Here is a 24,801-nt window from a genome sequence, read left to right on the forward strand (position 1 = left end):
CGTCACTAATCTGGCGGCGTGACCAAGCTTCTGGACGTCGTGGCGGCAGCCATCCTGCTGCTGGTGTGCGGTCTCGCCGCAAGCGAGACCGCGCTGCCGGCGTGGTCGTGGTGGGTGCTGGTGGGCCTGGTCGCCCTTCCGATCTCGGTCCGCGGCCGTTGGCCGCTGCCCGCCGCCGTTGTCACCGTCGGGTCCGCTGCGGCGCTGCTGTGGTCCGGCGCCTTTCCGGCGTACGCCGCTCCCGCGCTGTGCGGAGCTGTCGCGTTGCCTCTCTACTCGGTGGCGACCACCCGCACCTCGCGATCGGTTCCGGTGCTCGCGGGCGGCCTCGCGGTCGCCGGCGCGCTGGCCCTGTGGCGACCGGCGGCGCCGCTGGTCGCGGTTCCCGCGATCGCGGTTCCGTGGGCGATCGGCCGGCTGGTTCGCCATCGGCGCCGGCTCGCAGACCGGCTCGCCGCGGAGCGGGCCGATCGCGCGGTGTCCGAGGAACGCCTTCGTATCGCCAGAGACGTGCACGACTCCGTGGCCCATCACCTCAGCATGATCACCATGAAGGCGAGCGTGGCCCGCATGGTCGCGCCGCAACACCCTGACGAGGCGGCCGGCGCCCTGGCCGTCATCGAACAGTCCGGGCGGGAGGCTCTGGTGGAGATCCGGCGGACCATCGGGTTACTGCGTGACGGCGAGCCGAACGACGATGACGACGACCTGGGGACGCTGGTGCGCCGGGTCGAGCAGACCGGCATCACCGTCGACCTCACGGCGGCGACCGTGCCCGCCGAGATGCGGACCGCGGTCCATCGCATCGTGCGGGAGGCGCTGACCAACGTGATGCGCCATGCCACGGCCGCGACACGCTGCACGGTGACCGTCTCCACCGAGCCCTCCGCGGTCGAGGTTCGAGTCATCGACAACGGCGGCCCGCCGCCTCTCGGCGGAGAGGACACGTCCATCGGAACAGGCGTTGCCAGCAGAGTCGGCGCGGCAAGCGGAGAAGGCGTGACGGGCCGAACCGGCATGGCCGGCGGAGAGGGCGTGATCGACCAAACAGGCGTGATCGACCAAACAGGCGTGGCCGGAAAAGGAGGCGTGGCCGGAAAAGGAGGCGCGGGTGGTCAGGGGTTGCGGGGGATGCGCGAGCGGGCTGCCATGTTCGGGGGCCGGGTCGAGGCGGGCTGGGCGGTCGGTGGCGGGTTCGTGGTAAGTGCTCGTCTGCCCTACCGGCTGGGGCGGCCATGACCGAGCCGATCCGTGTGCTCATCGCTGATGACCAGACGCTGTTTCGCGACAGCCTCCGGTTGCTGTTCACCATGACGCCCGGGTTCGCCGTTGTTGGTGAGGCCGCCACGGGACGTGACGCGGTGCGGCTCGCGCGGGCCGAGCGGCCGGATGTGGCTCTGCTGGATGTGCGGATGCCCGACCTGGACGGCATCGAGGCGGCCGAGCTGATCTGCGCGGAGGTCACGGACACGCGGGTGTTGATGCTGACTACCTTCGATCTCGATGAGTACGTCTATCGAGCGCTGCGGGCGGGGGCCAGCGGGTTCCTGCTGAAAGACGCCGGCGCGCCCGACCTGATTGCCGCGGTGCGGTTGGTCGCGTCCGGTGAGGCGTTGCTCGCGCCGTCGGTGACGCAGCGGCTGATCGACGCGTTCACCGGACAACCCCGGCCCGCGCAGGCGTTTCACAAAGACCTGACGGGAATCACCGATCGGGAACGTGAGGTGCTCGAATTGATCGGGCGCGGGCTCTCCAACACCGAGATCGCCCGGCATCTGACGCTCGGCCTCGCCACGGTGAAGACCCATGTCGGCCGGCTGCTGGCCAAGCTGTCCGCCCGGGACCGGGCCCAGCTGGTCGTCGTGGCCTACGAGACCGGCCTGGTCGTCACGGAGCGATCATGAGCCACCCGACGGCCCCGAGGCCCGCTCATGACCCGCCCAGGCGGGCCTCAGACGAAGGCGCTGAGACCCGTCACCGCCCGCCCTCGGCCCGCAGAAACGCGCGGACCTTCTCGACCACCGCGGCCTCCTCCGGCGAGCAGGTCCTGGAAGCGGTAGAGGTCACCCACGAGAGTCGTGATCGCTGGCATACCCGGTGGGGGGCCTGCCTAGACTTCGGACCCATGCTCACCATGCAAGACGCGCTCGCCCGGCTGATCGCCTACTGGACGGATCAGGGCTGCCTGACCGTCCAGCCGATGAACACCGAGGTCGGTGCGGGCACGCTCAACCCGGCCACGTTCCTGCGGGTGCTGGGACCGGAGCCGTGGCGCGTGGTGTACGTGGAGCCGAGCGTCCGCCCGGACGACTCCCGGTACGGCGAGAACCCGAACCGCATCCAGACGCACACCCAGGTGCAGGTGATCCTCAAGCCGGAGCCGGGCAACGCGCAGGAGCTCTACCTGGGCAGCCTGGCCGCGCTCGGGATCGACGTGGCGGCGCACGACGTCCGGTTCGTCGAGGACAACTGGGCGTCGCCCGCGCTGGGCGCCTGGGGCCTGGGCTGGGAGGTGTGGCTGGACGGGCTGGAGATCACCCAGTTCACCTACTTCCAGCAGGCGGGCGGCCTCAACCTCGACCCGCCCGCGGTGGAGATCACGTACGGGATCGAGCGCATCCTGATGGCGCTGCAGGACGTGCGGCACTTCAAGGACATCGCGTACGCCGACGGGGTCACCTACGGCGAGGTGTTCGGGCAGGCCGAGTACGAGATGTCCCGCTACTACCTGGACGACGCCGACATCAACGCCAACCGGGCGCTGCTGGATCTCTACGCGGGTGAGGCGCAGCGGATGATCGACGCGGGGCTGCCGGTGCCCGCGCACACGTTCGTGCTGAAGTGCTCGCACGCGTTCAACGTGCTGGACGCCCGCGGCGCGGTGTCAACGGCCGAGCGCGCGTCCGAGTTCGGGCGGATGCGGCGCCTGGCCGGCGAGGTGGCCCGGCTGTGGGTGGCCCGGCGCGAGGAGCTGGGCCACCCGCTCGGCATCGCCGAAAGGCCCACACCGGCCCACGCGCTCCCTGCCTCCGGCGCTGACGATTCGCCCGGCTCACGGCCGCTCCCACCAGAAAACGCAGGCACGGCGAGCGGCTCACTGCCGCTGGGCAGCACGCGCGCGGCAGGCGGATCGCGGCCGCGGATGCTGGCCTTCGAGGTGGGTACGGAGGAAATGCCGCCGACGGCCGCGGTGGCGGCGTCGGCCTACCTGAAGGACAAGCTGACCGAGCTGCTCGGCGGGACGCGCCTGGCGCACGGCGAGGTCCGGGTGGCCGTGACGCCGCGGCGGCTGATCGCGATCGTGCCCGACGTGGCGGCGCGTGAGGACGACCGGACGCTCCGGGTGAAAGGACCACGGGCAGGCGCGCCCGCTCGCGCCCTCGAAGGGTTCGCGCGCGGGCAGGGCGTCGATCCGTCGGCGCTCACCGAGGAGGACGGCTACCACTACGCCGAGCGGTTCGAGACCGGACGGCCGGCGGGTGCCGTGCTGGCCGGGGTGCTGGGCGAGGTCGTGTCGGGTCTGCGGTCGGCCCGCAACATGCGCTGGAACGACCCGGAGCTGTCCTTCACCCGCCCGATCCGCTGGCTGCTCGCGCTGCTCGGCGACGAGGTGGTGCCGGTCGCGGTGTCCACGCTGGCCGCGGGACGCGAGACCCGGGTGCTGCGGGACGCCGCCGAGCCCGTCCTGACCGTGGCGTCGGCCGAGGCGTTCATGGAGACGATCTCGGTGAACGGTGTCGTCGCCGACCCGGAGGACCGGGAGGAGCTGATCACCACCGGGGCCCAGGACCTGGTCTACCCGGACGGGCGCGCCGACCTGACCGGCCTGCTCGAGCAGGTCACGCACCTGGTCGAGGCGCCGAACCCGCTGCTCGGAACGTTCGACGAGAGCTACCTGACGCTGCCCGCCGAGGTGCTGACCACGGTGATGCGCAAGCACCAGCGCTACTTCCCGGTCCGCGACGAGGACGGCGCCCTGCTCCCGATGTTCGTGGCCGTCGCCAACGGCGTCGTCGACGTGGAACAGGTGCGGTCCGGCAACGAGGCGGTGCTGCGGGCCCGGTACGAGGACGCCGCCTTCTTCTACCGCGCCGACCTGGCCGTGCCGCCGGCCGAGATGCGGGCGCGGCTGGCCCGGCTGACCTTCACCGACAAGCTCGGGTCGATGGCCGACCGGGCCGACCGGATCGGCCGGCTGGCGCTGTCCCTGGGCTTCGACGACCCCACCCTCGACCGCGCCGCCACGCTGGTGAAGTTCGACCTCGGGGCACAACTGGTCACCGAGATGACCAGCCTGGCCGGGGTGATGGCCGGCGACTACGCCTACCAGGCCGGTGAGAGCCGGGCCGTCGCGCAGGCGCTCTACGAATGCGAGCTGCCCCGCAGCGCCGGCGACGCCGTGCCGGCCTCGCTGCCGGGGGCGTTGCTGTCCCTCGCCGACCGGCTCGACCTGGTCGCGGGGCTGGCGGCGACCGTCGGGCTGCCGACCGGGAGCAGCGATCCGTTCGCCGTACGCCGCGCGGTCCTGGGTCTGATCGCCGTGCACCGCGCGCGGCCGGAACTCGCCTCCCTCAGCCTGACCGACGCGCTGGCCCGCGCGGCCGAGCTGCAGCCGGTACCGGTCACCCCACAGATCCTGGCCGACGCCGGCGAATTCCTGGCCAAGCGACTGGAGCAGCAGCTCACCGAGGAGGGCCACCCGGTTGACCGGGTACGCGCGGTGCTCGTGCACGCCGACCGGCCAGCCGTGGCCGACCAGTTCCTCGCGCAGCTGTCCACCCTGATCGCCAGCAAAAGCGCCGCCAGCGAAAAAGCCGGCAACGAAAGAGCCTCCGACGAGAGGACCGGCAAGGACAGGACCGGCGACCAAAGGACCGGCGAGGGAAGAGCCGGGGACAACTTCGAGAAGCTGGCGGCGGCCCTGACCCGGGCCCGGCGCATCGTCCCGGCCGGCACCGACCCGCTGACCACCCCGGACGCCCTGGTCGAGCCGGCCGAGACCGCGCTGTGGGACGCGGTCGAGGCCTGTCCCCCGCCGCGTGACCTGGTCTCGTTCGCGGCGTCGGCCGGGCCGCTCGTGTCCGCGGTGGACCGATTCTTCGAGGAGGTGCTGGTGATGGCCGAGGACCCAGCCCTGCGGGCGGCGCGGCTCGGGCTGCTCGCCCGGGTGCGTGACCTGGGCGACCCGCTGCTGGACTGGCCGCAGCTGCGCCTCTGACAGTTCCCGGATCAGCCACGTCCACGCCACCTGGGCGTCGGATCGATCACCTTGGCTCGCGAGCGGTACAGCTTGCATCTTGCCAAGGAGGAACATCGTGGCTGATCGCCGTCAGGTGCTGCGCTTCGGGGCGCTCGCCGCCGCCGCGCCCGCCATCGCCGCCGTCATCCCGGGCACCGCCCAGGCGGCGGCACCCGGCACCGTCGCGTCGCCCGGCTTTGTCGCGTCGCCCGGCTCTGTCGCGTCGCCCGCCACCACCACATCGCGCCGGGGGCGCACCGGCATCGTGGTGGGTCACCGTGGAGCGTCCGGCTACCGGCCCGAGCACACCCTCGCGTCGTACGAGCTGGCCGCCCGCATGGGCGCCGACTTCATCGAGCCCGACCTGGTGTCCACCAAGGACGGCGTGCTCGTCGCGCGGCACGAGCCGGAGATCGGCGGCACCACCGACGTGGCGTCCCGGCCCGAGTTCGCGAGCCGGCAGCGCACGGTGCTGCTGGACGGCGTGTCGGTCACCGGCTGGTTCACCCACGATTTCACGCTGGCCGAGCTGAAGACGTTGCGGGCCACCGAGCGCATCCCGGCCGTACGCCAGCGCAACACGCTTTTCAACGGCCTGTTCGAGGTACCGACCTTCAACGAGGTGCTCGCCCTCCGCCAGCGCCTGTCGCGTGAGCTGGGCCGCGAGATCGGCGTCTTCCCCGAGACCAAGCACCCCACCTACTTCCGCGCGCTCGGCCTCAGCCTGGAGGCGCCGCTGGTGCGCGCCCTGCGTAACCACAACCTGGACCGCGCCGGCGCGCCCGTCTACATCCAGTCGTTCGAGGCGGGCAACCTGATCGACCTGCGGCGGGTGCACAAGGTCAAGGCCCCGCTGACGTTCCTGACCGGCGCCACCGGCGGCCCGTTCGGCGACTCCACGACGTACGCCGAATACCTGACGCCGACCGGCCTGGCCGGCCTCTCCCGCTGGATCGACGGCATCGGCCCGGAGAAGACGCAGGTCATCCCGTCGACGTCCGCCGACGCCACGCCCACCCCGCTGGCGGCCAACGCCCACGCGGCCGGCCTCAACGTGATCCCCTACACGTTCCGCGCCGAGAACCAGTTCCTCCCGCCGCACCTCCGCGTCGGCACCGACCCCAACGCCTTCGGCAAAGCCATCGACGAACAGATCCGCTTCTGGCGCGCCGGCGTCGACGGCCTCTTCACCGACATGCCCGACGTCGGCGTCCTCGCCCGCTCCCTGGCCTGACGCCGACGGCCGCGCCCGCTCGCTCGCCCCGGCGCGGCCTCCACCTCGGCATCCGCGCGGGGAGACCGCCGTTCTCCCCGCGCCGGGCCCTCCACCGTTGTGGTCCCGCCCGGCGGCCCGGTTCCAGCCTTTGACGGGTACGGTTCAGAGCCCGCCGAAAGTGGAGCCAGCCAGGACGGCTTGCCGGTGACGGCGGCCCAATTCTCGAAGGCGTCCTTGAGGGCGGCGTCGGCGGGTGGCTCGTGTTCGCCGCAGCGCCAGGCCGCCTCGGCCAGGTGCAGGGTCGCGGCCACCTGGAGTACGACGTTCCCGTGCCCGGCCGCGGCGACCAGGCTGGATCGGAGGCGGTCGAGGGTGGCCTGCGGGCGGTCGTGCACCAGGTCGAGCACGGCCAGCGCCCACTGGCAGAGGCCGCGCGCCTGGTCGGGGCCGCCGGTCCCGTCGCGGACGGCCGCCTCGCGGATACGCAGGCGGCAGGTCTCCCGGTCACCGGCCAGCGCCGCCAGCACGGCCAGCGTGCCGAGCAGGCTCTGGGCCAGGCGCGGCTGGCCGCACGCCTGGGACAGGGCGACACCGTCGAGGGCCGCGGCCGTCGCCGCCTCGTAGCGCCCGGCGGACAGGTCGGCGAACGCGGAGATCTCCAGGGCCTGCGGCACCAGCGCGGCCTCGTGGCGGGCCCGGGCCACGGCAACGGCGCGTTCGGCCAGTGCCGCCGCCCGGGCGCCGTCCCCGATCAGCAGCCCGGCCATGGCCGCCCGGATCAGCGCCGCCGGCTGCGGAACCTGGTCGGCCAGCTCGACGACCCGGCGCAGTTCCGGAAACGCCGCCGCATGATCACCCCGGAACATCGCCGCCAGCCCGGCCACGTGACAGAACGCCAGCGTGAGCGCCGGTCCGACCTCGGCCGGGCGAGGGAGAGCGGCCATCTCCCGGGCGATCTCCTGATAGCGATCGTGCCGCCCAGCCAGGTAGCGCGTCTCCCCCGCCAGCACCAGCGCCTCCGCCGCCGCCGCCACGTCCTGCCCGCCCAGCCGCCGCGCATGATCAAGCAGCGCGTCCCCCGCCACCGTCGCCGCCCCGTCCCGCAGCCGCATCTCAGCATCCAGCCGCGCCACCCCACAGGCGAGCTGGTCAAAATGCCCGATCAAAGAAGCCGCGGGTACGGAGTAAGCGTCGCGCCCGGCCGAACTGGCATGCCCAAAGGCGCCCCCAGAAACGGAACCGGGCCCAGGCGCGGACGCGGGCGCCGAAACGGAAGCCGACCCAGGAACAGAGGCGGGCGCCGAAGCAGAAACCAGCCCAGGAACAGACACCGGCACGGAAGCGGAAGGGCGCGATGGGCCGGCGGGGAGGTAGGCGGGCGGGAGGTTGCCGGCGGCGATGAATGAGGAGGTGGCTCGGAGGAGGAGGGTGGCTCGGTGGCGTTGGCCGGCGGTCCAGGCCTGGCGGGCGGCCGCCAGCAAGGAGGAGGCGGCGGAGGTGGGGTGGGCGGTCAGGCGGGCGGCGTGTTCCAGGGCGGTTGCCGCGGCTCGGGGTGGTGCGCCGGTGGACTGGTCGATCAAGGCTTGGGACAGGGCCTCGTCGGGGGCGGCGGTCGCCGCGGCTCGGTGGATCAGGGCGGGCAGGCGGCGGCCGGAGCGGGCGAACGTGGTGGCCAGCAGCTCGTGGGCGGCGCGGCGGGCGGTCAGCGGGGCCTCGTGGTAGGCGACGGCCCTGGTCACCGGCTCGGTGAAGGTCACCACGGGGCCTGCGGTGGAGATCAGGCCGGACTGTTCGGCCGGGGCCAGGGCCTCCAGGCCGGCGCCGGCCTCCAGGGCCACGGCGTGCAGGTCGGCGGGGTGCAGGTCGTCGGCGGCGGCGACCAGGACCAGCTTCCGGGTCTCCGCGGGCAGGCCGGACAGGATCTCGCGGAAGGCGGTGGCCACGGGGCTGTGTGGGGGCAGGGTGACGGGGGTGGGGGCGTCGCCGCGGCGTTGGGCGGGGGTGAGGGCGCCGGCCAGGTCGGATAGGGCGCCGGGGCTGCCTCCGGCCAGGTCGGAGACGGCGGCGTCGGCGGGCAGGCCGGGCACGCTGGCGGCGAGCAGCCTGCGGGAGGTCGCGGCGTCCCAGCGGGCCAGCCGGCGCTCGGGCAGACCGCCGGCGGGATGTCCGGGCGGGACGGTGGCGATCAGGGTGATGGGTTCGCCGGCCAGCCGCCGCGCGACGAACGTCAGCACCTCCCAGGACGGCTGGTCGAGGTGGTGGGCGTCGTCGACGAGCAGGAGCAGCGGACGCTCGCGCGCGGCCCCGCGGAGCACACCCAGCGTGGCCAGGCCGAGCGCCAATCGCCCGCTACCGACCGGCAGCCCCTCAACCGCCTGCCAGAGCGCGTTCCGCTGCCACGAAGGCAGCACAACGGACCCACGCGAAGAAGGCGGCAGCCCAGCCGACGCACGGGAAGACGACGGCAACCCAACGGACCCGCGCGAAGAAGAGGCGCGAAAGGAATGCGGCGGGCACGAGGCGGCGGCGTTGACACGCCCCGCCCCCGCTCCGCGACCTGAGCGGCCGTCCGGGCCGGGCCGCGACCGCCGGGCTTGAGGGGCTGGAGGAGGCCCACCTGATCATCAAGACCCACCGAGGCGACTACCGGCTGGCCCCCCAGGCGGTGGTTCCCCTCCTGACCATCCTCGCCGCCGCGACCAACATCGCCACCGACTGACGTTCTTGTCGTACCCGGGTGGTTGAGTCTCGGTATGAAGACGGCAGTGGTCACCGGCGCGAGCCGGGGTGTGGGCAAAGGGGTCGCGGTCGCCCTGGGCGCGGCCGGTTATCGAGTGTTCGTGACCGGTCGCTCCACCGGCGACAAGGTCACGTTCCCCATCCTCGGCGGCACGGTGGAACAGACCGCCGCGGCCGTCGACCAGGCCGGCGGCCACGGCGTGCCGGTGGTCTGCGATCACACCGACGACGACCAGACCCGAGACCTGTTCGAGCGGGTGCGTGCCGAGGCCGGCGGCCTTGACGTGCTGGTCAACAACGTGTGGGGCGGCTACGCGGCCTATCACGAAGACCGCTTCCAAGACATGGAGGGCCCGTTCTGGGAACAGCCGCTCCAGGTGTGGGACGACATGTTCACCGCCGGCGTGCGGGCCCACTACACCGCGACGGCCCTGGCCGCGCCCCTGCTGCGACCCGGCGGCCTGGTCGCGACGATCTCGTTCTTCCCCGGCAGCTACCCGCGAGACACCGACCAGGTCTCCTACGGCGTGGCCAAGGCCGCCGACGACCGCATGGCCCGCCTGATGGCCGCCCACCTGAAACCGCGCGAGGTCAGCGTGGTCTCCCTCTACCCCGGCCTGGTCCGCACCGAGGGGGTCCTGCGCTCGGGCGACTTCTTCGATCTCTCCAACTCGGAGTCCCCCGAGTTCATCGGCCGCGCCATCCTCGCCCTGGCCGCCGACCCGGCCGGCGCCGCAAACCGCAGCGGCCAGGCCTTAGTGGTGGCCGAGCTGGCCGCCGAGTACGGCTTCACCGACACCGACGGCACCCGCCCGACCAGCGTCCGCGCCGAGTACGAGCCATGAGCGGTTTGAGACACTCGACGCGCGACCAACCCTGCCGCCCGACGGACGGCGTCGTCCTGGAGGTCGACCATGGCTGAACCGAAGACCACCGCGACCACGGCCAGCGCCGCCGAGTTCCTCGACTCGGTGGCCGACCCGGTCCGCCGCGCCGACGCGATCGCCGCCTGCGCCCTGATCGCCGAGGTCACCGGGGCCGCGCCGGTGATGTGGGGCGCCGCCATCGTCGGGTTCGGCGCCTACCACTACCGGTACGCGACCGGCCGCGAGGGCGACTGGCCGGCCGTGGGCCTGTCGCCGCGCAAGGCCGCGCTGGTCCTCTATCTGACCGGCTTCGATCCGGCTTTCCTGGCGAGGCTGGGCCCGCACAAGATCGGCAAGAGCTGCCTCTACCTGAAGCGCCTCGACCACGTCGACCAGGCGGTGCTCCGCGAGATGGTCGCTTCCGCCTTCCGGGCGACGGACGGAAAGACGATCACGAGCTGATCGCCTTCTGGTAGAGCGCCTTGGCCTGCGGCGAATACCACTCGTAGTCGCGCAGGGCGGCCACCACCTTGGCCGGCTCCTCGGGCAGTTTCTCCAGGTTGGCCCGGCGCTTGGCCGCCTCGGCCGGCGGCGCCGCCTCCAGCGCGCCCAGTTCGGTGCCGACCGCCTCGTCCAACATGGCCTGCGCCTCGTCCGAGAGGTCACCCGGCGCGGCGCTCGGCTCGGGGTCTTCCTCCTCGGTGACCTGCGCGGACGGTTCGGTGGTGGCGAACGGATCGTCGTCGGACGGTTCGATCGAGGCCGGCGCCGACGTCGGCGGCAACGGCGCGGGCGGAGGTGGCTTGTCCGAACCGCCACATCCGGCGAGGACCAGTACGGCTGCGACAGCGAGGAGCATTCGACCCATCCCGCCATCCTGCTCATCGGAGGGCCTGGATCTCAAGCTGAGCGCGTCAGTTCTGCTGACCCGGGCCGCCGACATCACCATCGGCCCGCTCCCCGGCGGCATCGACGGCCGCTTCCGCCCCGCCGTCCACGTAACCCCCGGAGCTAAACCTTTGCGGGTACGGGCACACCACGGCCCCGTCCCCACTCCGCGGCCTGGGCGGTCCGCCCAGGCCGTGCCGCGACCGCCGGGCGTGACCGTTCCCCCGCTCACCAGATCCGCAGGCCGCGCTCCGGCCCTGATCGTGGCTCCCCGGTGCGTAACCATGGAACGGCAAGAACGGTCAGCACGACCAGCGACAGCACACTGGCGACGACGTCCCACCACCCGGCGGTCTTGAGGACACCCGTCCACATTGTCGCCGGCCACAGAAACAGCAATGCGCGGACGACGCCGAAGATCTTGGCCCGGTACAGTCCAACCGCCAGGAGCAAGGCGCCGACGTACTGCCCGAAGGCCGCCACCACGGCAATCCGCCACGGCCCGTAGGAAATGTCGACGTACGTGTCGAGCACCATCGTCGCCGCCGCATCGAGACCCTGTGACGTCGCGAGCTGGAACGCCACGTGATCGACGCCGGCGAAATACACCCGGGCCACGAGGCCGAGAATCGCCAACGCTCCGCCGGAAGCCGCCAGCACGGGTGATCGCCGGGCCACCAGCCACGCTAGTGCCGCCGTAGCGGGTATCAGGATGATCGCCCCGGCAAGAAACACCGCGTAGCCCGCGACGGTCAGCGCCGGGTTCGCGGCATAGGCGGCCAACTGCTCCCGAACCGCGAACGGCTCTGCGGCGAACCGCGCGACATCGTCGGGGGTGAATCCCGCGGAAGAGACGGCGAGCGTCCGCAACAGCAATCCCGAGGACCATAGGAATGGCCCGAGGACCAGCACGAAAGCCGTCACTCGACCCCACTTCCGGCTGATATCCGTCATTCCGTCACGCTAGCCAGATCCGACGTTGAGCCCCGACGCCGCTCAGCTCATTCTCAGTCCGACCCCACGAAATGGGCGGCGTGATCGATGGCCCAGATGTCGAAGGAGAGCGCGGGCCGGCCGAGGATCTGCTCGACGGTGCCGGTCATGGGTGAGTTCCCGGCCGCGGCGTCGTCGAGGAAGCTCAGCACGGCTCCGGCTTGCTCGGCGGGCATGAACCGGGAGAACCGCGTGCGGGCGTCGTCGCGGTTGAGTGCGGTGACGGTGACGTTCTTGCCGATCGCGGCGCCGATCGTGGCGACCTGGTCCCGTTGGCTCATCCGGGCGGGGCCGGTGAGCAGGCCGGTGGTCGCGTCGTCACCGGTGAGCGCGGCGACGGCGACGGCCGCGACGTCACGCTCGTGGATCGGAGCGGTGATCGCATCCGGCTGGTAGAGCGGCACCGTCCCGTTCGCCTTGATCGGATACGCCCAGCCGAGGGTGTTCGTGGCGAGCACCAGAGGCCGCAGCGGGACCACCGTCAGACCGGACGCGGCCGCGAAGGCCTGTTCGACCAATCGGTGCTCCTCGGTGATGGGGTTGCCCTGGGAGGTCGGGTGGATGACGCTGCCGGAGGACATGAGCACGATCCGGCGCACGCCGGCCGACTGCGCGGCCTTGACGACGTCTTGGACACCCTGGTGGTTGGCGTAGAGGAACACCTGCTCGACGCCGTCGAACGCGGGGGCGAGACTGGCCGGGTCGGTCAGATCGGCGGCGTACACGTCAACGCCCTCGGGAAACTGGCCCGGCTCCGGACGACGGGCGGACGCGCGAACCGCGACACCCCGGGCGATCAGTTCGTCAAGAACGTGCCGGCCGACGCTTCCACGGGCACCCATGACGAGGGTCGGCTTACCGGCGGGATGGGCCATGATGAACTCCAGACGCGTAGCGATCACGCGCCAGGGGCCGGATCTGGCCGGCGACGAGGCGTTCCGACGCCGCACCTCGCTGCCGGAACCGTAGCATCGAGCCGCGGGCACCCGCGGAGGCGGCCACTTCTATCCGGTCCCACGATCGAAGCGCGGGTGCCGGGCCGATCTCCAGGAGGGGAAGTCCCCGCGCCGGGATCCGATCGGGTGGTTTGGGGTGCCGTGTCACGATGGGCGGCATGCCGCGGTGGGGTGTGGTGGTCGTCGTCGGTGGGCTGGTGGCGTGGACCGCGTTGGCCACTCCGCTGAGTGTCGGCATCGGGGAGTATTTCGCCTACTACGATCCGCAGTCGGATCCGGAACGGCTGGAGTATCACCGTGATCTGGCGGCGCACGTCTACACGGCCGGGCACTGGGTCGGGCAGACGGTCGCGGCGGTCGCGGGGGCCTGGCTGGTCGCCCGCTCGGGGGCGTACCGCCACGCGACGGCTCTCCGGGCGGCCCTGGTCGGTGCGGTGCTCGGGCTCGGCGTCGGGGTGGTGGCGATCGTCGCCGGGCTGCGTCCGATGCGTACCAACGGGTACCCGAGTGTGGCGCCCGACCCGACCATGCTGTCCGACCCCACGGTGCTCTGGTGCCTGGCGGCGAGCCTCGCGTGCTTCCCGCTCTGGGCGCTCATCGGGGCGGCGATGGGTCGGATGGTTCGCCGGCGCGCCTGGCTGGCCGCTGTGGTGACGGTTCTGTTCCAGCCCGCCACGTTCATCCTGACGGTGGGACTGGCCGCGCCGCCGTCCAGTCACCCGCTGGCCGTGGCGGTGATCGCCGACGCCGGCCCGGCCGCGATGGCGATGCCGGCGATCCTGCTCGGCTGGGCGGCGGTGGCCACTGCCCTGGCGATCCTGGTGAACCGGCGCCGGATCACCAGGGGACGTCCACATCCACATCCGACCGGCGACGGCCCGCCCCGGTGACCGGGGGCGGGCCCTTCGCGGTCAGCTCTTCTGCTCGAGAAAGGCCAGGGTCACCGCGGCGAACAGCGGCGAGTCGACGATGTTGTAGTGGGTCAGGCCGGGCAGGATCGCCAGCGCGTGCCCGCCCTGGGGCCGGCCCTCGTTCATCCAGCCACCGTCCCGCAGACCGCCGTCGAGCAGCTTGAACACCTCGACGAAGTGGCTCGGCGGCGCCATGTCGGCGTCGGCGGCGACCACCATGGTCGGCACGCGCAGGCCGCGGACGTCCTCGGTGAAGTCGAAGTCCTGCGCCATCCACTCGCCGGCCTTGTCGAGCACCTTCGGGAAGTCCCCGGGGCGGGGTGCGACCCGCTGGTAGAGCTCGTACATCGGGGTCTCCTTCATGAACTCGGCCGCCGCCGCGGTCACCTGGCCCTGCTGCTGGAGGATCTCCGGGTAGGTGGCGTCGCGGCGGATGTGCGCGGACGCCGCCACCAGCCGGCTCACCTTCTCCGGGTGCCGGATCGCGACGTGGTACGCCACCCCGCCGCCGAGCGAGAACCCGACCACGGCCGGCTGGTCCAGGCCCAGGTGGTCGATGAGCGCGGCCACGTCGTCGGCCATCAGCGTGAGGTCGAGCGGCCGGTCGATGTCGGCGGTGCGGCCGTGCCCCTGCAGGTCGACCAGGATGACCCGGTGGCGCGCGGTCAGTGCGGGCAGGACCGCCGCGAACATCTCACCCGAGCCGAGACCGCCGTGCAGCAGGATCAGCGGGCTGCCCCCACCGTGCGTCTCGTAGTACAGGTTGATGCCGTTGACGTCGGCGTACCGGCCCGAGCCGAAGCTGTCGGCGGTCCATGCGGTGCTGGTCATGATGGCTCCTAGCTGCTCACGATCGACTTGATGCCAGTACAGACCGAACGGGCGCCGCAAACTCATCGCCGCGCGCTAAGTTTTTCCGCGTGGTCGACATGACGGTGGAATCGCAGCTGGAGGCGTACCGGCCGGAGCTGACCGGGCACTGTTACCGGATGCTCGGTTCGGCCTTCGAGGCCGAGGACGCGGTTCAGGACACGATGGTCCGGGCCTGGAAGGGTCTCGACCGGTTCGAGGGGCGGGCCGCGCTGCGGTCCTGGCTGTACCGGATCGCGACCAACGTCTGCCTGACCATGCTGGCCAGTGCCCAGCTGCGGGTCCGCCCGATGGATCTCGGCCCGGCCGGGTCCGGGCGGGCCACCGACCCGGGCGAACCGCGCCCCGAACAGATGTGGGTGGGCCCGGCGCCGGATGCCCGGGTGCTGGCCGGGGTGGCCGACCCGGCCGACGTGGTCGCCGGGCGGGAGTCGATCCGGCTGGCGTTCATCGCCGCCCTCCAGCACCTTCCGCCCCGGCAACGGGCGGTGCTGATCCTGCGCGAGGTGCTGGCCTGGTCGGCGCAGGAGGTGGCCGAGCTCCTCGACACCTCGGTGGCCGGCGTCAACAGCGCCCTGCAGCGGGCCCGCGCCACCATCGCCGCCGCCGAGATCACCGCCGACGTGCACGACCCCCTCGATGGCGACCAGCGGGCGCTGCTCGCCAGCTATGTGAAGGCGTTCGAGGCGTACGACCTCGACGCGCTGACGACGCTGCTGCACGACGACGCGAAGCTGTCGATGCCGCCGCTGCCGCTGTGGTTGCACGGCCAGGACGACATCGCCGCCTGGATGGCCGGCACGGGTAGTGGCTGCCGCGGTTCCCGCCTGGTGCCGGTGGTGTCCAACGGCCTGCCGGCGTTCGGGCAATATCGGCCGAGCCGGACCGGCGCCGGGCACGACCCGTGGGCGCTGATCGTGCTGGAGATCTCAGCCGGCCGGATCGCCGGGGTCAACAACTTCCTCGACACCACCCGGCTGTTCCCGCTCTTCGGCCTCCCGGCCCACCTCGGGTAGCTCCCCGGCCAGCCCGAGCAGGCGCAGCAGCCCCCGCAGCTCCGGGCCGGCGCCATCGAGCATCAGGCGCCGGCCGTGCCGGCGGGCGGTCAGCCGGAGCCTGGCCAGGGCCTCGACCGTCACCACGGTCGGCCGGCCCACCGCGGACACGTCGCAGACCACCACACCACGATCTCCGCGGTCCATCAGCGCGGCGAGCGCGGCACACAGGCCGGGGATGTCCGCTCGCCGGACCGTCGCGCCGACCGTGAGGGCAATTGCGGAATCCGCCATGTGAGTAGGACCGGCGGCGCCGCCGCAACTCATCGGTCAGAGCCAGGCCCGCACGGTCAGCACGGCGTCGGCGAGGGCCTCGGGGGCTTCCCGCGGAAGGTGATCGTCACCGACCGTAACGCTTTCCGAGGTCTCCGCCGGCTGCTCGCTATCAGTGGCGCGGTTCTCGCCTTCAGTGTCGGCGCCGTTGCCGCCGGTGCGCCGGCGCAGGCCGGTGCGGGCAGCGACACGCTGTGGGGCGGCTCGAACGAGGCGCTGGCCGGCGCCCAGAATCAGAGCCTGATCTCGGGCAACCGCCGCTATCAGGCCCGCATGCAGAGCGACGGCAACTTCGTCGTCTACGGGCCGAACGGGGCCCTCTGGTCGAGCAACACCCGCGGCAACAACCCCCGGCTGGTCATGCAGTCCGACGGCAATCTGGTCATCTACTCGGACTCGGGCGTCATCTTCACCACGAACACTCAGCGGCGCGGCGGGAATCGGCTCGTGATGCAGGACGACGGCAATCTCGTCATGTACGGCGGCAGCGCGGTCTGGGCCAGCATGGGATCGGGTGAGCGCGCCATTCAGTGGTTCTACAACAACAGCGGGCGCACCAATTACGAGGGCAAGTGCGAACTGGCCGTCGAGAACGCGTTCGGCACGAGCGGACGGTTCGCGACGGCCCGTGCCAACGCCAACGCACGGCCGCTGCAGCAGCCGTACTCCGACGCCCCGCGCGGCAGCCTGGTCTTCTACAACACCAGCGCGGCCGGCCACGTGGCGATCAGCCTGGGCGCCGGCAAGGTCTACTCGACCAGCGCGGGCGGCCGCATCGGCATCGTGCCGATCTCGTACTTCCAGAACCCGATGGGCTGGTCCTACGCGCCCTGGTGAAGATGCGACGTGGGCCGGGTGTTCGCGCACCCGGCCCACGTTTCGTGCGGTGAAAGCGTTACTCGGAAGGCGTGAGCACGACCTGGGCGGAACCGGTGGAGCCGTCCGCGTCAGTGTACTCGGCCACGAAGACGGCGGTCAGGTTGTCCGCCCCCTCGTGACCGGCGGGGATGAACGTGGTGATGGAGCCACTGCAGCCGGCCGAGGTGGACAGCGGGTGGCCGTGCTGGTCGTGGCCGAGGATGTAGGTGACCGTGACGTTCGCGCAGTTGACGGTGGCGTCGTCGGTGACGTTGACCTGGTAGTTCACCACGTCGCCGAACGCGAAGGGCTCGCCCTCGGCCGGGTCGGTGACCAGCTCGACGGAGGGGGCGACCGGGCCGACGTGGAGCCGGAACTCCGCGGAGGCCGAGCGGCCGGTCGAGTCGGTGACCTTCAGGACGGCGCGGTAGTCACCGTTCTGCGTGTACGTGTACGACGGGTACGCCTTGCGGGAGTCGACCGTGCCGTCCGCGTTGAAGTCCCACGCGTACTTGAGGTCGTCGCCGTCGGGGTCGTACGTGCCGGCGCTGGAGAACGCCACCGTGAAGGGGGCCGAGCCGACGGTCGGTTCCGCGTTGATCTTCACGATCGGGGTCTTGTTGGCCGGCGCGTAGTCGATGCGGGCCAGCTGCGCCTCGGGGTTCTCGGCGAAGTAGCCGTCGCCGTACTCGAGGACGTAGAGCGCGCCGTCGGGGCCGAACTCGAGGTCCATCGGGTTGTCGAAGATGACCGACGGCAGCACCGACTCGATCTTGGTGACCTGGTTGCGGTTGTCCAGCGTGAACGCCTTGACGTAGTCGCGGGTCCACTCGGCGAAGAGCGGCTTGCCGTCGAACTCGGCCGGCCACGCCGTCTCGGAGCGGTTGGTCCGGTCGTAGTCGTACGCCGGGCCGCCCATCGGGCCGATGCCGCCGGTGCCCAGCTCGGGCCATTGGGCGTTGGGGCCGTACCCGTAGATGATCTCGGCCTTCTCGACCGTCGGCAGGTTGCGCAGGCCGGTGTTGTGCGGCGAGTCGTTCACCGGCTGGGCGCAGTTGAACGGCTGGCCCGACTGCCCGGTGGCGAAGTTGTAGTCGACGTACGGCAGGTCGGGCTCGACGCAGTACGGCCACCCGTAGTTGGCCGGCTTGTCGACGGCCATCCAGCGCCCGCGACCGTCCGGGCCACGCGACGGGTTGGGCGTGTTGGCGTCCGGCGAGTAGTCACCGACGTACACCACATCGGTGTTGGGGTCGACGGTGAACCGGAAGGGGTTCCGGAAGCCCATCGCGTAGATCTCGGGGCGGGTCTTCGGGGTGCCCGGCTCGAAGAGGTTGCCCTTCGGGATCGAGTAGGTGCCGTTCGGCTTCACCTTGATGCGCAGAACCTTGCCGCGCAGGTCGTTGGTGTTGGCCGAGGAGCGCTGGGCGTCGAACGCCGGGTTGCGGTTCGCCCGCTCGTCGATCGGCGTGTAGCCGTTCGAGGCGAACGGGTTCGAGTCGTCGCCGGTGGACAGGTACAGGTTGCCCTTGCTGTCGAAGTCGATCTTGCCGCCGACGTGGCAGCAGATGCCGCGGCTGGTGTTGACCTGGAGGATCTGCTGCTCGGTGGCCAGGTCGAGGGTGTTGCCCTTGAGCTTGAACCGGGACAGCTGGAGGTGGCCGTCGAACCGCGCGAAGTCGGCCGGGGTGCCGGTCTCCGGCGCGTCGCCCTCGTTGACCCCGGGAGTGTCCGGGTTGTCGGTCGGGGTGTCGAGCACCGGCGAGTAGTAGATGTAGACCCAGCGGTTGCTGGCGAAGTCGGCGTCGATCGCGACGCCCTGCACACCCTCTTCGTCGTGCAGGTACACCGGGATGTGGGCGGCCAGCACGTTGCGGCCGGTGCGCGGCTCGTAGATGCGCACGTCGCCGTTGCGGGCGGTGTGCAGCACCCGCTTGTCCGGCAGGACGGCCAGGGCGATCGGCTCGCCCGGGAAGTCGTCGAGCGTGACCTTCTGGAAGTCGGAGTCCGGCGGCGCGGCGGCCGAGGCCGGCGCCGCGAACGTGGCGGCGATCAGCGTCGCCGCGGCGGTGGTGGCGAGAAGTTTCCGAATCATCAGAACCTGAGTCCCTTGAGGAAGTCGTAGCCCACGCGGGCGGTGTCCAAGGCTTGTTCCGGTGTACGCGGCGGGGTGCCCGCGTCGTCGCGCTCCACGATGTACTCGGTCAGGCCGGCCTCGCGGGCGAGCTTGAAGATCCGTCCGAAGTCGATCACCCCGGCGCCCGCGTCCTCGAACGGCGCGCTGGTGAAGTTGCTGGTGTCGACCTTGAGGTCCTTGACGTGCACCTGGCGGATCCGGCCCCGGTTCTGGTGGATCAGGTCGACCGGGTCGTGCGCGCCGCGCCAGGCCCAGTACAGGTCCACCTCGAGGTGCACGTACCGCGGGTCGGTCTGGCTGGTGAGGATGTCGAAGCCGGTGCGGTCGGTGCCGTCCTGGCGGACGAACTCGAGGTGGTGGTTGTGGTAGCCGAAGCTGAGCCCGGCCCGGCGGGCCAGCTCGCCGGCCTTGTTCAGGTCGGCGGCGAAGGCGCGGTAGACCTTCGCGTCCCGGATCGGACCGTTCGCGCCCAGCCCGAAGAACGGGTGGACGATGAACTTGTTGCCGACGATCGCGGCGTCGTCGAGCGCGCGCTTCCAGGTGTCGGCGTTCCACGGCTGCGGGATGCCGACGTGGCCGGAGGTGGCGCGGAGACCGGCGGCGTCGAGGGCGGCCTTGAACTGGGCGGCGGTGCGGCCGACGAACCCGGCGTGCTCGACGCGGGTGTACCCGATCTCGGCAAGCTCCTCCAGGCTCGCCTCGAGGTCGATGTTGAGCTGATCGCGCAGCGTGTAGAGCTGCACGCTGATGTGGTCGCGCGGCACACGGCCGCTGGAGCCCGCTGTCGCCTGGGCGGGCGAGGAGAGCACTGAGGACGTTCCGAGCGCGGCAGCGCCGGCGGCGGCTGCGCCCAATAGGTTTCTGCGGCTTACAGGCATGGAGGAGGCCTCCCCGGTCGGATGTGGACATGCACGGGGTAGATCGACGATGTGCAATGGGGACGTTACCGGGAAGTTAAAGGGGTTACGAGATAAAGATTCGTCAGATCGTGCAAAAGTTAAGTCCCGGTAAGCAGAAGAAATCGGGTTTAGTCCCGTTAAGGGTGGTGGCGGGGCTGAGGACGGCGGATGTTCTACAGCGGGACCAGACGCGCGGCCAGGGCCACGGTCTCCAGATCGCCGTCCCGTAGCCGCTCAGCGGCGTTCTTCTCGCCTAAACCTTCGAGACGCTGCGCGGCGGTGGAGATCAACTCGGCCTCGCCGTCCAGCAGGCGGCGGGCCAGCCGCGCCTGGAAGGGACTCAGCTCCGCGTACGCACACTGGTCGAGCGCCCGGATCGTGTACGGGTCCAGCGTCCCGGCCAGCGCCCGCTCGGTGACCACCTTGAGCAGCCAGGCCGGCCACCAGCCGTACTTGCCGATCAGGAAGCCGGACCGGATCGCCTGCTCGGGGTGCTGGCCGGCGTCGAGCAGCCGCAGGGTCAGCGGGATGTCGAAGTACTCCAGCCGCAGCGACGTGACGAACAGCCGGAGCAGCGGCATGAAGCCGATCATCGGCTCGGCCGCCGCCGCCGCCTCGGCGTAGTCACCCTTCAGGGCCAGGCTGAGCACCTCGGCCTCCTCGGTGGAGGCGGTGCTGGTCGCGCTCTCGTTGAACCGGCGCACGGTGTCGGCGAGCCGGGCCGCCGCCGCGTGCGCCCACGCCTCCAGTTCCTGGCTCTGCCGCTTGTTCAGCCAGCGCACCACCACGTCGGTGGCCAGCCGGGCCTCCTGCCGCAGCAGCGGCGCGGCGATCCGGCGGACCAGCAGGTCGCCGAGCCCGTCGACCAGGAGCGCGTCGTCGAACCGCTCGGAAGCCTCCGGGAACTGCGCCCACCACTCGGCGGGATGCGGCTTCGGCGGGGCCTCCATCCCTCCAGAGTGCTACGGGCCGGCGGGTTTTTGCGCCGCTTTGACCAGGTTCATCGGGTCGAGCAGGCCCGCCTTGACGATCGTGCGGCTCAGCGGCCGGGTCAGCTCGGCCAGCCGCAGCCGGCCCTCCTCGCCCAGCACCGCCCAGCCCGGCTCGGCCAGCCGGTCGGTGATCGCCTCGAGCTCCTCGACCTGGGCCTTTCCGGCGTCGGTGAGCCCCTCGTCGGAAACCCATCCGCGGGTACGCAGCGCGTCTGTCGCCGCGCCCCACTCGTCGTCGCTCCAGCCGCGCGTGACCTGGAGAAACTCGCGCGGCGAGCGGCCCGCCGCGACCTGGAGCACGTTCGCCTCGACGCCGGTGACGCCGGCCTGGAGCAGCGCGCTCACGTGCCCGTCGCCCCGGAACTCGCGCAACACGCCCTGCGCCCGGAAGAGCTGCAGGTGGGGCTCGGCGGGCCAGGGCAGAGCGGCGTGCGCGGCGAACAGGGGCCGGCCCTGCGGGAAGGCCGCCGCCGATTCGGCCGCCCGCCGGGCGAGACCGGCGGCCTCGACGATCTCCGGAGTGTCGACCGCGCCGAGGCCACGCCGCAGCGCCTCGTCGGCGGCCGACAACTGCGCGTCCAGCGCCGCCGCCGGGGTGGTGCGCTCCCAGGCCGCGGGCAGCGCCGACCGCACCAGCGCCGGGTTGAAGTTGTAGAAGGTGGCGATCACCGGGCCGGGGCCGGTCACGCCGAACACACCACCACGGGCCGCGAAGTAGCCCTCCATCGCGCTCAGGCCCAGGTCGGCGAAGCGGCGGAACCCCTCGGGCGCGAAGTAGATCATCGCGTGCAGGGGCTCGGTGACGCGCCAGGCGAGGCGCGTCGAGGATTCGGTCATGAAGTCTCCCCGAACGGCATGGTGATCTCCTGTGCCTCGGTGATGCCGGCGCCGTGCGCCGGAGGTATCAGATCATGCGCGCGGGCGAACCGGCGACCCGAACGGCGGGTCACGGTCAGGGTGGCCATCTGGACCGGCATCGGCGGCGCCTTGAACGGGCCGCTCCCCCACCGGACCCAGATCGCGATGCGGCCGGCCTGAGCCTCGGCGAGCAGCTTGTCGACCGTACGCGTGCGATCGGTGTGGTCGACCTCGACGACCAGCGGCGGGCCGTCGGTGCGGGCGAACGCGACGTCGACCACCGAATGCTGCCGCTCGAGCGGCGGCGGGAGGGTCAGCACGCTCGGGGCGCGGCGGTAGACCCGCCAGCCCTGCCCGGCGCCCCACTCGGCCACGCTGTCGATCACCCGCGCGGTCAGCTCGTCGGTGGTCAGGTCGGCGAAGATCAGCTGTTCGAGCCACGCGGTGAGCGCATCCGCCTCCATGGCGGCAGTTTAGGGCGTGTCCTGCCGATCAGCCGAGAGCGAGGCGCGGTTCAGAGTGTGGCTGGCGTCGCCCGCGACCCACCCTCATCCTGGTGTTGGATGAGGGCGCGCCGCGGGTGCCGTCAGGCGCGCTCTGGGCCCCGCCGCAGCCCCGGTTGATCGGCAGGACACGGCCTAGCGAGCCACTCCGACTGTTCGCTGAGCCTGGGCGCGCAGCAGCTTCCGGATCTGCTCCGGCGGCATCGGCTTGGCCAGGTGGTAGCCCTGGCCCAGGGTGTAGCCGAGCTCGCGCAGCTTGGCCACCTGCCCGGCGTTCTCGATGCCCTCGGCCACCGTGTCCAGCCGCAGCGCCCCGGCCAGCTGGCTGACCGCGCGGGCCACCGCCTGCCGGGCGTCGGCCGCCGCCGGGTCGCCGTCCTCGATCTCGATGCCGTCGACGAAGGACTTGTCCAGCTTCACGATGGACGCCGGGAACGCCCGCAGCAGGCTGAGTGACGACTCGCCGGTGCCGAAATCGTCCAGCGCCAGGCGTACGCCCATGGCGTGCAACTCGTGCAAGGACCGCAGCACCTGGCGGCCCCGCAGCACCTCGGACTCGGTCAGCTCCAGCACCAGCCGCTCGGCCGGCAGCCCGCTCTCGGCCAGCGCCTCGCGCACGTCGGCGACGAAGTCCGGGTCGTGCAGCTGCCGCGCCGACACGTTCGGGCCGAGCTTCTGGATGGCGTCCGGGCCGAACTCGCTCAGCCAGGCCGCGAGCTGGCGGCAGCTCTCCCGCAGCACCCAGCGGCCCAGCGGCACGATCAGCCCGGTGCGCTCGGCGGCCGGGATGAACTCGATCGGCGGGACCAGCCCGCGGGTCGGGTGCTGCCAGCGGACCAGCGCCTCCATGCCGATGATGGTGTTGTCGGCCAGCCGCATCACCGGCTGGTAGTAGACCCGGAACTCGCCCTCGTCCAGGGCCCGGCGCAGCTCGCCGCCGAGCTGGATGTGGGTGAGCACCGGCTTCTCCATGCCCGGCGTGTACACCACGTAGCCGGCCTTGCCACGCTGCTTGGCCGCGTACATCGCGACGTCGGCCTGCCGCAGCACGGTGTCCAGGCTGGTGCCCTTCTCGGCGGTGGACACGCCGATGCTGGCCTGCACGAGCAGCCGGTCCGGGCCGAGCGGGCGGCTGAGCGCGTCGAGCACCCGCTGCGCCACGTGCGTGCCCAGCTCGGGGCGCTCGCTGATCAGCACCGCGAACTCGTCGCCGCCGAGCCGGGCCGGCAGCCCGTCGGCGCCCACCGCGGAGCGCAGCGCCTCGGCCACCGACACCAGCAGCCGGTCGCCGACCGCGTGACCGAGCGAGTCGTTCACCGTCTTGAAGTCGTCCAGGTCGATGATCAGCGCCGACACCGCGTCGTGGGACCGCAGGTCGGCGGCGAGCCGGTCGCGGTACAGGGCCCGGTTGGCCAGCCCGGTCAGGCCGTCGTGGGTGACCTCGTGCTGCAGTTGCAGCTCGGACTGCTGCCGCTCGGCCAGCAGCCGGGCGTTGTCCCGGAAGCCGACCCCCAGGCGGGTGGTGACCAGCACGCCGACCAGCACGCAGAGCAGCATCGCGGCGCGGTCGGTCCAGCTCATGCCGCCGGCCGCGACCGCGACCATGGTGGTCGCCACCGAGATCACCGCGAGGTACGGCAGCATGGAGCCGGCCGGGCGTTCCGGGCCGGTCGGCGGGGTGAGCGCCGCCTGCCACTGCGAGCGGGTGGCCAGCGCGGCCAGCAGCGGCGCGACGGGGAGCACGATGGCCTGGCCGGGCACGTCGCCGTCCCAGCCCAGGTTCACCGCGATCACGGCCAGGACGGCGGCGGTCAGGCCGATCGAGGCGATCAGGCGTACGGCGGTGCGGTCGACCGGGCCGCCGGCCACGTACGAGACCTTGGCCACGCCACCCATGGCGAGCAGGCAGGCCAGCCCGACCAGGGCGATGCCGGCGTCGCTCCACGGGTCGGGGGCGGCCAGCATCGGTGCCACGCAGAAGTGCCAGAGGAGCACGGCCAGGCCGAAGAACGCGATGGACCGGTCGAGCAGCAGGCGCCACTGGGAGCCCCGCGGCCGGCCCATCGGCACCGCGGCGACGGCCCAGATGGCCATGCCGAAGCCGAGCGCGATGAAGCTGGCGGCGACCGGGCCGATCGGCGGCGGCCGGTTGCCGACCGAGTTGCGGGTCACATCGAGGGCCAGCAGCGTGTAGCCGGTGGCGATCGAGGCGCCGGCGATCGCCACCCGGCCCCAGAACCGGCGCACCTCGGGCACCAGGGGCATCACCTGGACCAGCCGGACCATGCCGTAGACCGCGATCGTGCCGCTGAGCGGCAGCAGCCAGTAGACCGGCCAGGCCGGTCCGACCAGGTCGAGCCGGAACAGCACGTACCAGACGGACCCGGCCAGCACGAGAGCAGCCGTCGCCACGACATGGCGAACCGGCGCCCGCGCGTCTAGGACCATGTCCGGAATATCGGCGGGACGGCCTGGATTCGTAGGAGTCCCGCCCATGGTCGACACGCTAGGCAAAGGTGAATACGCCCGCATCGGTCAATTGGTCACA

General features: G+C 71.9%; 20 protein-coding genes. 9 read left to right on the forward strand and 11 right to left on the reverse strand.

The features are described 5' to 3' along the window. Nucleotides 1-18 precede the first annotated feature (18 nt). The 6 genes from AB0M54_RS43000 to AB0M54_RS43025 all read left to right on the forward strand — a co-directional run bounded on the left by AB0M54_RS43000 (nt 19) and on the right by AB0M54_RS43025 (nt 10,522). Nucleotides 19-1,239 carry a histidine kinase gene (locus tag AB0M54_RS43000; RefSeq protein ID WP_364478251.1) on the forward strand — a complete coding sequence of 407 codons (1,221 nt, stop codon included), beginning with the start codon at nt 19-21 and terminating at the stop codon, nt 1,237-1,239. Continuing rightward, nucleotides 1,236-1,904 carry a response regulator transcription factor gene (locus AB0M54_RS43005; protein WP_364478254.1) on the forward strand — a complete coding sequence of 223 codons (669 nt, stop codon included), beginning with the start codon at nt 1,236-1,238 and terminating at the stop codon, nt 1,902-1,904. Before AB0M54_RS43000 ends, AB0M54_RS43005 begins: the two co-directional genes overlap by 4 nt. 221 nt (nt 1,905-2,125) lie before the next feature. Further along, nucleotides 2,126-5,218: a glycine--tRNA ligase gene (locus AB0M54_RS43010; RefSeq protein ID WP_364478257.1), complete on the forward strand. Its 3,093-nt coding sequence runs from the start codon at nt 2,126-2,128 to the stop codon at nt 5,216-5,218. Nucleotides 5,219-5,315: 97 nt separating this feature from the next. Then, the gene (locus tag AB0M54_RS43015) at nt 5,316-6,473 is read left to right on the forward strand and encodes a glycerophosphodiester phosphodiesterase (RefSeq protein WP_364478260.1); all 1,158 of its coding nucleotides are present in this window, start codon (nt 5,316-5,318) and stop codon (nt 6,471-6,473) included. 2,735 nt (nt 6,474-9,208) lie between these two features. Then, complete coding sequence (locus tag AB0M54_RS43020) at nt 9,209-10,039, forward strand: SDR family NAD(P)-dependent oxidoreductase (RefSeq protein WP_364478263.1); 831 nt, start codon at nt 9,209-9,211, stop codon at nt 10,037-10,039. 69 nt (nt 10,040-10,108) lie between these two features. Next, nucleotides 10,109-10,522, forward strand: coding sequence for a DUF1801 domain-containing protein (locus AB0M54_RS43025; RefSeq protein ID WP_364478266.1), 414 nt, complete (start codon nt 10,109-10,111; stop codon nt 10,520-10,522). Here AB0M54_RS43025 and AB0M54_RS43030 read toward each other — a convergent pair. The 3 genes from AB0M54_RS43030 to AB0M54_RS43040 form a co-directional block, all read right to left on the reverse strand. Next, entirely contained in the window at nt 10,512-10,919 is a 408-nt protein-coding gene (locus AB0M54_RS43030) for a hypothetical protein (RefSeq protein ID WP_364478269.1), read from the reverse strand. The genes AB0M54_RS43025 and AB0M54_RS43030 overlap by 11 nt on opposite strands. Nucleotides 10,920-11,176: 257 nt before the next feature. Then, nucleotides 11,177-11,902, reverse strand: coding sequence for a hypothetical protein (locus AB0M54_RS43035; protein WP_364478272.1), 726 nt, complete (start codon nt 11,900-11,902; stop codon nt 11,177-11,179). Nucleotides 11,903-11,955: 53 nt separating this feature from the next. Next, nucleotides 11,956-12,816 carry an NAD(P)H-binding protein gene (locus AB0M54_RS43040; RefSeq protein ID WP_364478275.1) on the reverse strand — a complete coding sequence of 287 codons (861 nt, stop codon included), beginning with the start codon at nt 12,814-12,816 and terminating at the stop codon, nt 11,956-11,958. 239 nt (nt 12,817-13,055) lie between these two features. Here AB0M54_RS43040 and AB0M54_RS43045 point away from each other — a divergent pair, with 239 nt between their 5' ends. Continuing rightward, the gene (locus AB0M54_RS43045) at nt 13,056-13,787 is read left to right on the forward strand and encodes a hypothetical protein (protein WP_364478278.1); all 732 of its coding nucleotides are present in this window, start codon (nt 13,056-13,058) and stop codon (nt 13,785-13,787) included. Between the two features lie 21 nt (nt 13,788-13,808). Here AB0M54_RS43045 and AB0M54_RS43050 read toward each other — a convergent pair whose 3' ends face one another. Further along, nucleotides 13,809-14,639, reverse strand: coding sequence for an alpha/beta hydrolase (locus AB0M54_RS43050; protein WP_364478281.1), 831 nt, complete (start codon nt 14,637-14,639; stop codon nt 13,809-13,811). Nucleotides 14,640-14,737: 98 nt separating this feature from the next. Between AB0M54_RS43050 and AB0M54_RS43055 the strand changes: the two genes are divergently transcribed. Further along, complete coding sequence (locus AB0M54_RS43055) at nt 14,738-15,694, forward strand: sigma-70 family RNA polymerase sigma factor (protein ID WP_364331833.1); 957 nt, start codon at nt 14,738-14,740, stop codon at nt 15,692-15,694. Here the strand turns inward: AB0M54_RS43055 and AB0M54_RS43060 are convergent. Further along, nucleotides 15,608-15,967 (reverse strand): STAS domain-containing protein, encoded by a 360-nt coding sequence (locus AB0M54_RS43060; protein WP_364331749.1) that lies wholly within the window; start codon nt 15,965-15,967, stop codon nt 15,608-15,610. The two genes, AB0M54_RS43055 and AB0M54_RS43060, sit on opposite strands and share 87 nt — an antisense overlap. Here AB0M54_RS43060 and AB0M54_RS43065 point away from each other — a divergent pair, their 5' ends adjacent. Beyond that, nucleotides 15,968-16,843: a hypothetical protein gene (locus AB0M54_RS43065; protein WP_364478285.1), complete on the forward strand. Its 876-nt coding sequence runs from the start codon at nt 15,968-15,970 to the stop codon at nt 16,841-16,843. It begins immediately after the preceding gene. 58 nt (nt 16,844-16,901) lie between these two features. Here the strand turns inward: AB0M54_RS43065 and AB0M54_RS43070 are convergent, their stop codons facing one another. The 6 genes from AB0M54_RS43070 to AB0M54_RS43095 all read right to left on the reverse strand — a co-directional run bounded on the left by AB0M54_RS43070 (nt 16,902) and on the right by AB0M54_RS43095 (nt 24,701). Further along, nucleotides 16,902-18,959: a PQQ-dependent sugar dehydrogenase gene (locus AB0M54_RS43070; RefSeq protein ID WP_364478288.1), complete on the reverse strand. Its 2,058-nt coding sequence runs from the start codon at nt 18,957-18,959 to the stop codon at nt 16,902-16,904. Beyond that, a complete protein-coding gene (locus AB0M54_RS43075) occupies nt 18,959-19,879 on the reverse strand; it encodes a sugar phosphate isomerase/epimerase (protein WP_364478291.1) in 921 nt (306 codons plus the stop codon). Before AB0M54_RS43075 ends, AB0M54_RS43070 begins: the two co-directional genes overlap by 1 nt. Nucleotides 19,880-20,073: 194 nt before the next feature. Further along, a complete protein-coding gene (locus tag AB0M54_RS43080) occupies nt 20,074-20,850 on the reverse strand; it encodes a hypothetical protein (RefSeq protein WP_364331761.1) in 777 nt (258 codons plus the stop codon). Between the two features lie 12 nt (nt 20,851-20,862). Further along, nucleotides 20,863-21,729, reverse strand: coding sequence for a hypothetical protein (locus AB0M54_RS43085; RefSeq protein ID WP_364331764.1), 867 nt, complete (start codon nt 21,727-21,729; stop codon nt 20,863-20,865). Then, a complete protein-coding gene (locus tag AB0M54_RS43090; protein WP_364478294.1) occupies nt 21,726-22,214 on the reverse strand; it encodes a hypothetical protein in 489 nt (162 codons plus the stop codon). Before AB0M54_RS43090 ends, AB0M54_RS43085 begins: the two co-directional genes overlap by 4 nt. A gap of 174 nt (nt 22,215-22,388) precedes the next feature. Continuing rightward, entirely contained in the window at nt 22,389-24,701 is a 2,313-nt protein-coding gene (locus tag AB0M54_RS43095; RefSeq protein WP_364331770.1) for an EAL domain-containing protein, read from the reverse strand. Nucleotides 24,702-24,801: the final 100 nt, after the last annotated feature.

The organism is Actinoplanes sp. NPDC051470, from assembly GCF_040682035.1.
Lineage (GTDB): Bacteria > Actinomycetota > Actinomycetes > Mycobacteriales > Micromonosporaceae > Actinoplanes.

Bases quoted from the DNA above. Each gene is read 5' to 3' on its own strand.
- AB0M54_RS43090 (WP_364478294.1), bottom strand. From the start codon at position 22,214: ATGGAGGCGGATGCGCTCACCGCGTGGCTCGAACAGCTGATCTTCGCC.
- AB0M54_RS43045 (WP_364478278.1), top strand. From the start codon at position 13,056: ATGCCGCGGTGGGGTGTGGTGGTCGTCGTCGGTGGGCTGGTGGCGTGG.
- AB0M54_RS43050 (WP_364478281.1), bottom strand. From the start codon at position 14,639: ATGACCAGCACCGCATGGACCGCCGACAGCTTCGGCTCGGGCCGGTAC.
- AB0M54_RS43095 (WP_364331770.1), bottom strand. From the start codon at position 24,701: ATGGTCCTAGACGCGCGGGCGCCGGTTCGCCATGTCGTGGCGACGGCT.
- AB0M54_RS43085 (WP_364331764.1), bottom strand. From the start codon at position 21,729: ATGACCGAATCCTCGACGCGCCTCGCCTGGCGCGTCACCGAGCCCCTG.
- AB0M54_RS43020 (WP_364478263.1), top strand. From the start codon at position 9,209: ATGAAGACGGCAGTGGTCACCGGCGCGAGCCGGGGTGTGGGCAAAGGG.
- AB0M54_RS43035 (WP_364478272.1), bottom strand. From the start codon at position 11,902: ATGACGGATATCAGCCGGAAGTGGGGTCGAGTGACGGCTTTCGTGCTG.
- AB0M54_RS43025 (WP_364478266.1), top strand. From the start codon at position 10,109: ATGGCTGAACCGAAGACCACCGCGACCACGGCCAGCGCCGCCGAGTTC.
- AB0M54_RS43080 (WP_364331761.1), bottom strand. From the start codon at position 20,850: ATGGAGGCCCCGCCGAAGCCGCATCCCGCCGAGTGGTGGGCGCAGTTC.
- AB0M54_RS43055 (WP_364331833.1), top strand. From the start codon at position 14,738: ATGACGGTGGAATCGCAGCTGGAGGCGTACCGGCCGGAGCTGACCGGG.
- AB0M54_RS43070 (WP_364478288.1), bottom strand. From the start codon at position 18,959: ATGATTCGGAAACTTCTCGCCACCACCGCCGCGGCGACGCTGATCGCC.
- AB0M54_RS43040 (WP_364478275.1), bottom strand. From the start codon at position 12,816: ATGGCCCATCCCGCCGGTAAGCCGACCCTCGTCATGGGTGCCCGTGGA.
- AB0M54_RS43005 (WP_364478254.1), top strand. From the start codon at position 1,236: ATGACCGAGCCGATCCGTGTGCTCATCGCTGATGACCAGACGCTGTTT.
- AB0M54_RS43060 (WP_364331749.1), bottom strand. From the start codon at position 15,967: ATGGCGGATTCCGCAATTGCCCTCACGGTCGGCGCGACGGTCCGGCGA.
- AB0M54_RS43010 (WP_364478257.1), top strand. From the start codon at position 2,126: ATGCTCACCATGCAAGACGCGCTCGCCCGGCTGATCGCCTACTGGACG.
- AB0M54_RS43030 (WP_364478269.1), bottom strand. From the start codon at position 10,919: ATGCTCCTCGCTGTCGCAGCCGTACTGGTCCTCGCCGGATGTGGCGGT.
- AB0M54_RS43075 (WP_364478291.1), bottom strand. From the start codon at position 19,879: ATGCCTGTAAGCCGCAGAAACCTATTGGGCGCAGCCGCCGCCGGCGCT.